10 protein-coding genes and 1 pseudogene are annotated in these 12612 nt (G+C 71.6%); 6 read left to right on the top strand and 5 right to left on the bottom strand.

Annotated elements, in window-relative coordinates:
• Positions 1 to 85 precede the first annotated feature (85 nt).
• Positions 86 to 1087: a porphobilinogen synthase gene (gene hemB / locus CP977_RS15330; protein WP_152370304.1), complete on the top strand. Its 1002-nt coding sequence runs from the start codon at positions 86 to 88 to the stop codon at positions 1085 to 1087.
• 90 nt (positions 1088 to 1177) lie between these two features.
• Positions 1178 to 1447, top strand: a complete 270-nt coding sequence (locus CP977_RS15325) for a DUF1876 domain-containing protein (protein WP_062757026.1) — start codon at positions 1178 to 1180, stop codon at positions 1445 to 1447.
• Positions 1448 to 1531: 84 nt separating this feature from the next.
• Here CP977_RS15325 and CP977_RS15320 read toward each other — a convergent pair whose 3' ends face one another.
• Positions 1532 to 2287, bottom strand: a complete 756-nt coding sequence (locus tag CP977_RS15320) for a DUF4232 domain-containing protein (RefSeq protein WP_062754500.1) — start codon at positions 2285 to 2287, stop codon at positions 1532 to 1534.
• A gap of 233 nt (positions 2288 to 2520) precedes the next feature.
• On the opposite strand from CP977_RS15320, the pseudogene CP977_RS35340 reads away from it, so the two are divergent.
• Together CP977_RS35340 and CP977_RS15315 are read left to right on the top strand one after the other, a co-directional pair.
• Positions 2521 to 2715: pseudogene (locus CP977_RS35340) on the top strand (helix-turn-helix domain-containing protein); the annotation flags it as partial.
• A gap of 282 nt (positions 2716 to 2997) precedes the next feature.
• Complete coding sequence (locus CP977_RS15315; RefSeq protein WP_308017213.1) at positions 2998 to 3990, top strand: transcriptional regulator; 993 nt, start codon at positions 2998 to 3000, stop codon at positions 3988 to 3990.
• A 73-nt stretch (positions 3991 to 4063) separates the two neighbouring features.
• Here CP977_RS15315 and argS read toward each other — a convergent pair whose 3' ends face one another.
• A complete protein-coding gene (argS, locus tag CP977_RS15310) occupies positions 4064 to 5854 on the bottom strand; it encodes an arginine--tRNA ligase (protein WP_152370302.1) in 1791 nt (596 codons plus the stop codon).
• A 173-nt stretch (positions 5855 to 6027) separates the two neighbouring features.
• On the opposite strand from argS, the gene lysS reads away from it, so the two are divergent.
• Positions 6028 to 7815, top strand: a complete 1788-nt coding sequence (lysS, locus tag CP977_RS15305) for a lysine--tRNA ligase (RefSeq protein ID WP_208420696.1) — start codon at positions 6028 to 6030, stop codon at positions 7813 to 7815.
• An 84-nt stretch (positions 7816 to 7899) separates the two neighbouring features.
• Here lysS and CP977_RS15300 read toward each other — a convergent pair whose 3' ends face one another.
• The 3 genes from CP977_RS15300 to CP977_RS15290 all read right to left on the bottom strand — a co-directional run bounded on the left by CP977_RS15300 (position 7900) and on the right by CP977_RS15290 (position 11214).
• Positions 7900 to 9297 carry a DUF2637 domain-containing protein gene (locus tag CP977_RS15300; protein ID WP_152370301.1) on the bottom strand — a complete coding sequence of 466 codons (1398 nt, stop codon included), beginning with the start codon at positions 9295 to 9297 and terminating at the stop codon, positions 7900 to 7902.
• 107 nt (positions 9298 to 9404) lie between these two features.
• Positions 9405 to 10136 (bottom strand): hypothetical protein, encoded by a 732-nt coding sequence (locus tag CP977_RS15295; protein ID WP_062754510.1) that lies wholly within the window; start codon positions 10134 to 10136, stop codon positions 9405 to 9407.
• 139 nt (positions 10137 to 10275) lie between these two features.
• Entirely contained in the window at positions 10276 to 11214 is a 939-nt protein-coding gene (locus CP977_RS15290; RefSeq protein WP_062754512.1) for a hypothetical protein, read from the bottom strand.
• A gap of 174 nt (positions 11215 to 11388) precedes the next feature.
• Between CP977_RS15290 and CP977_RS15285 the strand changes: the two genes are divergently transcribed.
• Entirely contained in the window at positions 11389 to 12582 is a 1194-nt protein-coding gene (locus CP977_RS15285) for an RtcB family protein (RefSeq protein ID WP_152370300.1), read from the top strand.
• Positions 12583 to 12612: the final 30 nt, after the last annotated feature.

The raw sequence follows: 12612 nt of genomic DNA, 5'->3' as shown, positions 1-12612 counted from the left end.
CCGCACCCTTCGCGCTGCCCGGGGGCTTTTCGCGGCAACACCCTGTCGGCAAGTGCACCGCTCGCGCGGGCGTAGCCTCGGGCGTATGAACTCGTACGGATCCTTTCCCGGGGCGCGGCCGCGGCGGCTGCGGACGACGCCCGCCATGCGGCGGATGGTGGCCGAGACGCGGCTGCATCCCGCCGACCTGATCCTGCCCGCGTTCGTGCGCGAGGGGATCACCGAACCCGTGCCGATCGGGGCCATGCCCGGCGTCGTCCAGCACACCCGCGACACCCTGCGGAAGGCCGCCGTGGAGGCGCTGGAGGCCGGGGTCTCCGGGATCATGCTCTTCGGCGTGCCCGAGGACGCCAAGAAGGACGCCGCCGGCACCGTCGGCACCGACCCCGACGGCATCCTCCAGGTCGCCCTCCGGGACGTGCGCGCCGAGGTCGGCGACGACCTCGTGATCATGTCCGACCTGTGCCTGGACGAGTTCACCGACCACGGCCACTGCGGTGTCCTCGACGCCGACGGACGGGTCGACAACGACGCCACGCTGGAACGGTACGCCGAGATGGCCCAGGTCCAGGCCGACGCCGGCGCCCACGTCGTCGCCCCCTCCGGGATGATGGACGGCCAGGTCGGCGTGATCCGCGACGCCCTCGACACCATCGGCAAGGAGGACGTCGCGATCCTCGCGTACGCCGTCAAGTACTCCTCCGCCTTCTACGGCCCCTTCCGCGAGGCCGTCGGCTCCTCCCTCCAGGGCGACCGCAAGACCTACCAGCAGGACCCGGCCAACCTCCGCGAGTCGATGCGCGAGCTCGCGCTCGACCTGGAGGAGGGCGCGGACATGGTCATGGTCAAGCCCGCGGGACCGTACCTCGACGTCCTCGCCAAGGTCGCCGACTCCGTGGACGTACCGGTCGCCGCCTACCAGATCAGCGGCGAGTACGCGATGGTCGAGGCCGCCGCCGAGAAGGGCTGGATCGACCGCGACAAGGCCATCCTGGAGAGCCTCACCGGCATCCGGCGGGCCGGCGCGCAGATGATCCTCACCTACTGGGCGACCGAGGTCGCGCAGAAGCTCGGCCGCGGCGTCTGACCGGCCCTGGCTGGTGGGGGGCCGCCGGTCGGCGCACCCTGGAGGGGTAGCCGACAGGTCCCCCCTACCTCGCCGGAGGTGGTCCTCATGATGCACACGCTGGTCGGATGGCACGTGGAGATGGAGTTCCAGGAGGAGGGCGACCGGACACGGGCCGCCGCCATGGTCCGGCTCGGCGACGGCACCGAGTTCCGGGCCCACGGCACCGCGAACCGGCACCCCTCCGATCCGGACCAGCTGCGGGTCGGCGAGGAGATCGCCGGAGCGCGCGCCCTGATGGACCTCGCCTCGCAGCTCCTCCAGAAGGCCCACACGGAGATCGACGAGGTCTCCGGACGCACCTCGCACGCCATCCGGTGACACGGTGACGCCGACGCGCCGCGCCCCGGGAACGGGACGCGGCGCGTCGGCGGTGATCTGCGGGATCAGAGGCTCGGGACGTCCTCAGCTCAGGGCGTCCTCCATCGAGCTCTGCCAGTACGTGACCCGGGTGGTGCTGTCCGTGTACGTGCCGGCCGGCAGCTCCAGGACCGCCGGGCCCCCGGCCGAACCCGCGTCGTCGCGCGGGGCGAACCACACGGTCAGCTTCTTCGACGTCCGGCCGTGGTTCCCGCTGCCGTCGGCCGCCGACAGGATCATGGCCGCGTACGCGCTCTCGCCCGGGAACAGGGTGACCACCGCCTGCGGCTTGCTGCCCCGGTCCACCGCGACCGCCGCCTGCCCGTCGTCGAGGCGCAGCACCGGGGCGTGGTAGGCGCTGCACGCCGTGCGGCCGGTGTTGGTGACGGTGAGCATCGCGTGGTTCAGCGGGCGGCTGAGGGGGCTGTAGACGACCCGCACGGCCGACGCGTCGCACGGGCGGTCGGCGGTGTCGGCGGTGTTCGGGGTGCCGGTGGTGTTCTTCCCGCCGCCTTCGCCCTTGCCCTTGCCGTTGTTCTTACCGGGGGCAGGGGCTTCGGCGGTGCCCTGCGGGGAGGTGCTCTTGCTGCCGGAGGCGTCCGTGTCCGTCGGAGCGGGGGCGGGGGCGGGGGCCGACGTCGGCGTGGCCGCCGGTGCCTGCGTCGTCGGCGTGGCGGTGGCCGGCGACGAGGCCCGGCCCTCGTCCCGCGTCCCGCCGCCCGAGCCCTGGCAGGCGGTGAGGGAGAGGACGGCGGCGGTGGCGGCCGCCGCGGCGGCGATGCGGATGCGGTGCGTACGCATGGTGGAACCCCCGTGGGTGTCGTTGCTTTTCGGTCTGTCTCCGGCCGCCGCACCGTCCGTGGACCGGTGCCCTGCGGCGTGGCCCCAGGTTGCGGGGCGGCGGATTCCGGCCGCAACGCCGAACGGACCATGGGGGACGCCGGAACGCTCACGGGTACGGTGACCAGCGGGAACGGCCTCTGCCTGGAACGCCGTCCCGGGACGCGAGGACACCGAACACGGGGAGGGGCGCGGTGGCGACCACGCCGGAGGCCCAGGAGTTGGGCGCGCTGCTGCGGCGGCTGAAGGAACGTTCGGGGCGCAGTTACGGGGTGCTCGCCGGACGCCTGCACGTCAGCACGTCGACCCTGCACCGGTACTGCAACGGGGACGCCGTACCGGCCGAGTTCGCGGCGGTCGAGCGGTTCGCGCGCCTGTGCGGGGCCGAGCGCGAGGAACTGATCGAGCTGCACCGGCGCTGGATCGTCGCGGACGACGCGCGGACCCGGAGCCGGTCGGGGGTGGGGACGAGGCCGGTCGGGGCGGATCCGGGCCCGGAGCCGGAGCCGGTTGGGGCGGAGGCGGACCCGGAGCCGGTAGCTGAACCTGAACGGGCGGCTGGACCTGAGCCGGTAGCCGATCCTGTGCCTGTGCCTGTGGCGGCGCCCGCGCCAGCTCCGGTGCCTGAGCCGGTGCCGGTGCCTGCGCCTGAAACGGAAGCCGTTCCGGACGTGTCCGACGAGCCCGGCGAGCCCGGTGCGCCCCGGCGGGGCGGCGCGCGCCGTCGCCGCGTGCTCGTCGCGCTCGCCGCCGCCGTGGTCGTCGCGGTGGCCGTGCCGGTCGCCGTGTTCGCGTCCGGTGGCGGGGGAGAGCGGCCGGAGCGGGCGGCCCCGGCGCCCGCCCCGTCCGGTCCGGCGACCGGCGGCACCCTCCCCGTACGCCCCGGTCCCGCTTCGTCCCCGGCCGCGACCCCGACCCCGTCCGGGACTCCGGCCGGATCGCCGTCCCGGCCGCCGGACGGCAAGGGCGCCCCGGCCTCCCCGGCCCCTTCGCGCACCCCGTCACCGGCCGCCTCGCGGTCCGGCGCGCCCGCGACCGGGGGTGCCCCGCTGCGCGTCGGCATCAGCTCGTACAACTGGGACCATCCCTGCGGCCAGTACTACCTGCTCGACCGCGCCCCCGGCACCGTGCCCCCGCCGCCCCCGCCCCAGGACCACCGGAGCTGGGCGCGGTCGCTCGGCGCGGTGGACGGCGGCGGGATGCGCCTCGAACTCACCGCCACGGGCCGCACGGCCGACTCCGTGGTGATCACCAGGGTCAACGTCCGGGTGGTGGGCCGCTCCGCCGCCCTGCCCTGGTCGGCGTTCTCGATGGGCGAGGGCTGCGGCAGCGGCGTCACCCCGCAGACGTTCGCCGTGGACCTCGACCGCCCCCAGCCCGGCGTCCGCCCGGTCGCCGGCCGGAACGGCGACATCACCGTCCCCGCCGAGGACTTCCCCTACAAGGTCGCCTCCGACGACCCCCAGGTGCTCCGCTTCGACGTGACCACGAAGGCCCACGACGTCCACTGGTACCTGGAGGTCGAATGGAGCAGCGGCGACCGCAGGGGCACGATCCGGGTCGACGACGGAGGCCGCCCCTTCCGCACCAGCGCGACCGCCGGGCGTCCCTCGTACGTCTGGTGGGTGGACCCGGGCGAATGGCGCCCGGACGAGTGGGACTGAAACGCGGAACGGGCACCCCTCGCACGTGCGAGAGGTGCCCGTCGGCGCGCGGGGGACCCGGCGGCCCCGGGGATCAGAGCCGCTCGGGCGTCCGGATGCCCAGGAGCGCCATGCCCTGGTGGAGCGTGCGGGCCGTCAGGTCGCAGAGGAACAGCCGGTTCTCCGCGACCTCCCGCGCCGGCTCCGGCTTGACCACCGGACACTGGTCGTAGAACGTCGTGTACAGCGAGGCCAGCTGGTACAGGTACGCGGTCAGCTTGTGCGGCGCGTACTCCGCGGCCGCCTCGGCCACCGTCTCCGCGAACCCGTCCAGGTGCAGACCGAGCGCACGCTCCGCCGGGGCCAGCTCCAGCTCCGGGTGGGCGACCGGGGTGCGGTCGCCCGCCCGGCCGAAGATCGACCTGATCCGCGCGTACGCGTACTGGATGTACACCGACGTGTCGCCGTTCAGCGACACCATCTGGTCCAGGTCGAACTTGTAGTCCCGCGCGGCCGACGTCGACAGGTCGGCGTACTTCACCGCGCCGATGCCCACGTACTGCCCGTTCTCGACGATCTCCGCCTCGGTCAGCAGCTCCTTGCCGGTCTTCTCGCGGTAGTCGTCGGCCTTCTCCCGGACGACCGACGTCGCCCGCTCCACGGCCTCGTCCAGCAGGTCCACAAGCCGGACCGTCTCGCCCTCACGGGTCTTGAACGGCTTGCCGTCCTTGCCCAGGACCGTGCCGAACGCCAGCTGGTGCGCCTTCACCTCGTCGTTCAGCCAGCCCGCCCGGCGGGCCGTCTCGAACACCATCTTGAAGTGCAGCGACTGCCGCGCGTCCACCACGTACAGCAGGGACGTCGCCTTCAGGCTCCCCACCCGGTCCCGGATCGCCGACAGGTCCGTCGCCGCGTACCCGAAACCGCCGTCCGACTTCTGCACGATCAGCGGCACCGGATTGCCGTCCGGGCCCTTCACGTCGTCGAAGAAGACGCACAGCGCGCCCTCGGAGCGGACCGCGACGCCCTTCTCCTCCAGGAGCCGGCAGGTCTCCGCCAGCATGTCGTTGTAACCCGACTCGCCGACCACGTCGGTGTCCCGGATGTCCATGTCCAGCTTGTCGAAGACCGAGTAGAAGTAGATCTTCGACTCGTCCACGAACCGCTGCCAGAACGCCAGGGTCTCCTCGTCACCGGCCTGGAGGTCCACCACCCGCGCGCGGGCCCGCGTCTTGAACCCCTCGTCCGAGTCGAACAGGGCGCGCGACGTCTTGTAGAGCCTGTCCAGGTTCGACATGGCCTCCTCGCCCGACACCTCCGACTCCGAGGAGTGGTCCAGCTCGTGCGGGTGCTCCACCAGGTACTGGATGAGCATGCCGAACTGGGTGCCCCAGTCGCCGATGTGGTGCCGCCGGACCACCGTCTCCCCGGTGAACTCCAGGATCTCGACCATCGCCGCGCCGATCACCGCGGACCGCAGGTGGCCGACGTGCATCTCCTTCGCCACGTTCGGCTGCGCGTAGTCGATCACCGTCGTGCCCGCCGACTCGCTGAACGGCACGCCGAGCCGCGCGTCGGCGGCACGGGCCGCCAGGGTCTCCACGATCGCCCGGTCGGTCACCGTGATGTTCAGGAAGCCGGGCCCCGAGACCTCGACCTCCTTCAGGACGTCGTTCGCCGGAATCGCCTCGACGACCTTCGTCGCCAGCTCACGCGGATTGCCCTTGAGCCGCTTGGCGAGCGCCAGGATGCCGTTCGCCTGGAAGTCGGCCCGGTCGCTACGTCGCAGCAGCGGGTCGGCGGACGCGGCCTCCGGCAGGGCTGCCGAGAGTCCGTCCGCGAGGCGCTGCTGCACGGTCGAAGCGAGGGAAGGGACCGAGGCCATGAGCTTCCGTTTCCGTCGAGAGGTGTCCGGTGGTCTATTTCGCTTGTCAAGTGTCCCATGGGAGAGCAACGTGTTTTCCCCGCCTGTGGACAACAGGGACCCGCGGAGAACCCGGAGCCGTGGACGATCCACGCCTGTGGACAACCCCGTGGCCCGTCGTTCCGTCTGGGACAATGACAGACGTGAGGCCCGACGCAGGGCACCGAGGGATTTACGGAAAGAAGGACGTACCGACCGTGGCTCAGAGCAGCACCGAGACCGACTGGGTCTCCCGTTTCGCGGACGAGGTCATCGCCGAGTCGGAGCGACGTGCGCCTGGCAAACCGGTCGTCGTCGCCTCCGGACTCTCCCCCTCCGGCCCGATCCACCTCGGCAACCTCCGCGAGGTCATGACCCCGCACCTGGTCGCCGACGAGATCCGCCGCCGCGGCCACACCGTCCGCCACCTCGTCTCCTGGGACGACTACGACCGCTACCGCAAGGTCCCGAACGGCGTCGAGGGCGTCGACGAGACCTGGGCCGAGCACATCGGCAAGCCCCTGACCTCCGTCCCGGCCCCCGCCGGCTCGCCCCACCCCAACTGGGCCGAGCACTTCAAGGCCGCCATGGTCGAGTCCCTGGCCGAGCTCGGCGTCGAGTACGACCCGATCAGCCAGACCGAGCAGTACACCGCCGGCACCTACCGCGAGCAGATCCTGCACGCCGTGCGCCACCGCGCCGACATCGACGCCATCCTCGACCAGTACCGGACGAAGAAGGCCCCGAAGAAGCAGACCCAGAAGCCCCTCGACGCGGCCGAGCTGGAGGCCGAGGAGGGCTCCGGCGCGGCCGCCGAGGACGACGGCTCCGGCGGCGGCGCCGGCTACTTCCCGTACAAGCCCTACTGCGGCCGGTGCGAGAAGGACCTCACCACCGTCACCTCCTACGACGACGACACCACCGAACTCGCCTACACCTGCACCGCCTGCGGCTTCGCCGAGACGGTGAAGCTCAGCGAGTTCAACCGCGGCAAGCTCGTCTGGAAGGTCGACTGGCCCATGCGCTGGGCCTACGAGGGCGTCGTCTTCGAGCCCTCCGGCGTCGACCACTCCTCGCCCGGCTCCTCTTTCGTCGTCGGCGGCCAGATCGTCCGCGAGATCTTCGACGGCGTCCAGCCCATCGGCCCCATGTACGCCTTCGTCGGCATCAGCGGCATGGCCAAGATGTCCTCCTCCCGAGGCGGCGTCCCCACCCCCGCCGACGCCCTGAAGATCATGGAAGCCCCCCTGCTGCGCTGGCTCTACGCCCGCCGCAGGCCCAACCAGTCCTTCAAGATCGCCTTCGACCAGGAGATCCAGCGCCTCTACGACGAGTGGGACAAGCTGGAGGCCAAGGTCGCCGACGGCACCGTCCTGCCCGCCGACGCCGCCGCCCACTCCCGCGCCGCCCGCACCGCCGCCGGCGAACTCCCCCGCACCCCGCGCCCGCTCCCGTACCGGACCCTGGCCTCGGTCATGGACATCACCGCCGGACACGACGAGCAGACCCTGCGGATCCTCACCGAACTCGACCCCGACAACCCCGTCACCTCCCTCGACGAGGTCCGGCCCCGCCTCGACCGCGCCGAGAACTGGATCACCAACCAGGTCCCGGCTGACCAGCGCACCATCGTCCGCGACGAGCCCGACACCGAGCTCCTCGGCTCCCTGGACGACGAGGGCCGCGAGTCCCTCCGCCTCCTCCTGGACGGCCTCGACACCCACTGGTCGCTCGACGGACTCACCACCCTCGTCTACGGCGTCCCGAAGGTCATGGCCGGACTCGACCCCGAGGCCAAGCCCACGCCCGAGCTCAAGCTCGCCCAGCGCGCCTTCTTCGCCCTGCTCTACAAGCTCCTCGTGAGCCGCGAGACCGGCCCCCGCCTCCCCACCCTCCTCCTCGCCGTCGGCGCGGACCGGGTGAGGAAGCTCCTCGGCGCCTGACGCACACGGAGACACGGAAAGGGGCCGCCGCCCGGAAACCTCCGGGCGGCGGCCCCTTTCCCGTATCGCCGTATGCCGTACGGATCAGGTGGTGTGGCGCGCGGCGAGCGCCTCCTGGACGCCCGCCCGCACCTCGAAGATCAACTGCTGGGCGTGCTCGGGGTCGTAGTACTCCTGACCGCCGTGCTCCGCGGCCACCCGGTCCGCGGCCTCCGCCGCATCCATGACGGCCTCGTGCTCGCGGGCGTACTCCCACACCAGGTCGTGGACGACCTTGTGGAGCCGGCCGCCCCGCGGGTCCTGCTCCCCGGCGTCCCCGTCGGCGTACTCCCCGACCCGCTCCTGGTGCTCGGCGTACCCCTCGGCCCCCTGCGGAACCGGGCCGTACACCGGCTCCGGCCCCTCGACGCCCTGGAGGTTGTACGTACCCGTGTACGCCTTCGGGGAGACCTCCGGCGTGTCGAACCACGGGCTGTCGTGGTTCACCGGCAGCACGACCGGGACGTCCGGCCGCGGAAGCCCGGCCTGCTGCGGAAGCTGCTGCGGCCCCTGCGACGCCTGAGCCTGCTGCGACTGCTGAGGATGCTGGAACTGCTGCGGCAGCTCGGACTGCTGCGGCGACCGGGCCGACTGAGGCGCCTGGGACAACTGGACCGGCTGAGGCGACTCGGACTGCTGAGGCAACTGAGCAGGCTGAGCCGACTGGACAGGCTGAGCCGACTGGACAGGCTGCGGCGACTGGGACGACGGAAGCTGCTCGTACGTCTGCCCCGGCTGCGGAGGCAGCACCGCCGGCTCGATGCCCGCCGCCGCCAGACCCGCCGCCGCCGTCTCCGCCAGCGGCACCCCGTACCGCGCCAGACGCAGCGGCATCAGCGCCTCCACCGGCGCCTTCCGCCGCCAGTTCCGCCCGAACCGGGCCTGCAGCCGGGCCTGGTAGATCATCCGCTCCTGCTCCAGCTTGATGACCTGCTCGTACGAACGCAGCTCCCACAGCTTCATCCGCCGCCACAGCCGGAACGTCGGGATCGGCGACAGCAGCCACCGGGTCAGCCGCACGCCCTCCATGTGCTTGTCGGCCGTGATGTCCGCGATCCGGCCCACCGCGTGCCGCGCGGCCTCCACCGCGACCACGAACAGCACCGGGATCACCGCGTGCATGCCCACGCCCAGCGGATCCGGCCAGGCCGCCGCGCCGTTGAACGCGATCGTCGCCGCCGTGAGCACCCACGCCGTCTGCCGCAGCAGCGGGAACGGGATCCGCAGCCACGTCAGCAGCAGGTCCAGCGCGAGCAGCACACAGATGCCCGCGTCGATGCCGATCGGGAAGAAGTACGAGAAGGTGCCGAAACCCTTGTGGACCGCGAGCTCGCGCACGGCGGCGTACGAACCCGCGAAACCGATCCCCGCGATGATCAGCGCACCGGCGATGACGAGGCCGATGAGTACCCGGTGTGTGCGTGTCAGCTGCATCGCGGCCACCCGCGACCCCTCCCGTCGTTCGACATCTCGCGCGCACAGAGTGGCACATGTGAACGAAGCCCGCCCCGGGGGAGGGGCGGGCTTCGCATGAATGTACTGTTTTGTGCCTACTTGTTGGCCGCCGCGACCGACGCCACGGCCTCCTTGGCCGCCTTGACCGCACCGTCCGTGATCGCCTTCTCCGTCGGAGTCGGCGCACCCGAGTACCCCGCGCCGTTGTACGACAGCAGGACCAGCACGTTGCCCGTACGCGCCACGATCGACGTGTACACGAAGTTCACGCCCGTCTTGTTCTCCTGGTACGTCACGGCCTTCGCCTCGTCGCCGATCCCCGCGGCCACCGACGTCCGGAGGTTCTTCGCCCCCGCCGTCCCCTCGACCTTGGCGACCTCCTTCGCGAGGTTCTGCCCCGCCCGCTCCTGACCGCTGCCGAGCGTGGCGTCCGACTCGTACCGGTAGAACGACACGTCCAGCCAGCGGTACTGCGAACCCTTCACGCCCTTGTCGTCCAGACCGTTCCACGAACAGCCGCCACGGCTGGCCAGATCGCTGGAGACGGCCGGCGTCCCGTTCTTGGTCTTCGCCTTCGGCACCAGGACCTCGGTCGTCTTCGCCGAGACCGACTGGCAGACCTGGGGCAGCTTCGCGAACTTCGCCGGCTCGACCGCCTTCGTCGTCTGCGAGGGCGAGGGGGTCGCGGACGCCGACGCGCCCGTCTTCTCCTGCGCCTTCGGCTTCCCCGAGTCACCGGAGTCGGAGGAGCAGCCGGCGACGACGAGCATCACCGGGACGGCTGCGCAGGCGAGTATGCGGGTGAGTCGCGGAGCTGATCGCTGCATGGTTCCTTCAGTCGCTTGTCGTACGGTCCGGCTGTCGTGCAGTACGGCTGTCGTACGGTCCGGCTGTTCTGCGGTACGGCCATGGGCCACGGCGACACGTTACGTGGTCGCCACCCGCTCACGGAGCGGCGCCGAACGACTACTCCTCCAGGCGGTCGGCGAGCAACCGGGCCACCTTCCGGGCCCTTTCCTGCAGTTCCCCGCTGTCCGGCGCCCCGGCGAGACCGACGGCCTCCTTCCGGTAGGACACCGTCACGATCACGTTGGATGTGCGGAACACCACGCTCACGGACCGCTGACGACTGCTCGCCCTGGGCTGGCCGAGGACGTCGTCGAGGTACGCCACGTCACCCAGCCCCTCCAGGACGCGGGGCTCCAGACCGGTGGGGGAAGGGGCACCGGACGGCGTCGGCCCGCCGGAGGCCGAACCGGTGGGCGTGGGCGCGGTCGGAGCCGTGGAACCGGGCGGGGCGGATGCGGGCGCGTTCACGGGGGTCGCGCCGCCGGTGACCGCCTGCTGCGAGGGGCCGCCCGTACCGGCCGTGCTGCCGGGGGGGCCGGTGGTGGGCGTGCCGCCCGTCTCGGGCGGCGCGGTGGGCGGCAGCGGAATGTTCGCCGCGAGCTGCTTGCGGACGTACACCTCCTGCGCCCGGTCGTCGTCGCTGACGGCGGAGTCGTACGAGACCACCCGCTCGATGTCGAGCGAGAGGCGGTGCGAGGCCTCCGGGGTGTCGGCCCGCCACGAGCAGCCGACGCGCCGGTCGGTGTCGTACGTGACGGCGGCGGTGCCCCGGTACGCCCGGTCGCGCTCGGGGTCGGGCAGGGCGGCGGCGCCGGGGAGCAGCTCCTGGAGGACGGCCCTCGGGACGGCGCCGCAGGGCTCGAAGAGGGTGCGGTAGCGGCCGGGGGGCGCCGCGGAGGCGGCGAGACCGGCCTTGGCGTCGACGGCGACGTCCTCGGAGGGGGTGCCGGAGGAGCAGCCGACGAGGCCCGCGGCGAGGCCGAGGCCGAGCGTGAGGCCGAGGGCGGTACGAGCCGTGGACCCGGTGCGGCCGGGGGCGTACCTCTTTCGCTGCACGGTCCCAGGCTCCCTTCTCCCGAAGACTTTCCCGAAAACTGTTTGCCGCGCGAACCCGGCCGATGGACACAATGTCTATCGCACACGCTGCCGTTGATGCCGGTCCCCTGTCACCTGTACGGGCTTTGGCTCCGGTTTTTGCGTTATCGGTCTTTTCGGGGGAATCGAGGGAGTATGTCGTACGTAGAGGTGCCGGGGGCGAAAGTACCGATCCGGATGTGGACCGACCCCTCCACGGTCGAGGGCGGCGCCATGCAGCAGCTCCAGAACGTGGCGACGCTGCCGTGGGTCGAGGGCCTGGCCGTGATGCCGGACGTGCACTACGGCAAGGGCGCGACGGTCGGCTCGGTGATCGCGATGCGGGGCGCGGTGTGTCCGGCGGCGGTCGGGGTGGACATCGGCTGCGGCATGTCGGCGGTCAAGACCTCCCTGACGGCCAACGACCTGCCGGGCGACCTCTCCCGCCTCCGCTCCAAGATCGAACAGGCCATCCCGGTCGGCCGCGGCCTCCACCGCGAGGCGGTGGACCCGAAGCGGCTGTACCAGTTCCCGACGGCGGGGTGGGACGACTTCTGGTCGCGGTTCGACGGGATCGCGGATGCGGTGAAGTTCCGGCGGGAGCGGGCGGGGCAGCAGATGGGAACGCTCGGATCAGGCAATCATTTTGTAGAATTCTGCGTTGATATGTCCGATTCGGTGTGGCTCATGCTGCATTCCGGATCCCGGAACATCGGCAAGGAGCTGGCCGAGTACCACATCGGCGTGGCGCAGAAGCTGTCGCACAACCAGGGGCTGGTCGACCGCGACCTGGCGGTGTTCGTCGCGGACACCCCGCAGATGGCGGCCTACCGGCACGACCTCTTCTGGGCGCAGGAGTACGCCAAGTACAACCGCGCGATCATGATGGCGCTCTTCCAGGAGGTCGTCCGCCGGGAATTCCGCAAGGCCCGGGTGACCTTCGATCCGGTGATCTCCTGCCACCACAACTACGTGGCGGAGGAGCGGTACGAGGGCATGGACCTGCTGGTCACGAGGAAGGGCGCGATCCGGGCCGGCTCCGGGGAGTTCGGGATCATCCCGGGCTCGATGGGCACGGGCTCGTACATCGTGAAGGGCCTCGGGAACGTGGCGTCCTTCAATTCGGCCTCGCACGGCGCGGGCCGGAAGATGAGCCGGAGCGCGGCGAAGCGGCGCTTCACGACCCGGGACCTGGAGGAGCAGACGCGGGGCGTGGAGTGCCGCAAGGACTCCGGCGTCGTGGACGAGATCCCGGGCGCGTACAAGCCGATCGAGAAGGTGATCGACCAGCAGCGGGATCTGGTGGAGGTCGTCGCGAAGCTGAAGCAGCTCATCTGTGTAAAGGGCTGAGGTCCGGAACGGACGGCGGAGCGGCCCCCC

Source organism: Streptomyces cinereoruber (genome assembly GCF_009299385.1).
GTDB classification, from domain to species: domain Bacteria; phylum Actinomycetota; class Actinomycetes; order Streptomycetales; family Streptomycetaceae; genus Streptomyces; species Streptomyces bikiniensis.
The sequence above is the reverse complement of the archived record's forward strand: the minus strand, read 5'-3'. Positions and strand labels throughout refer to the sequence as shown.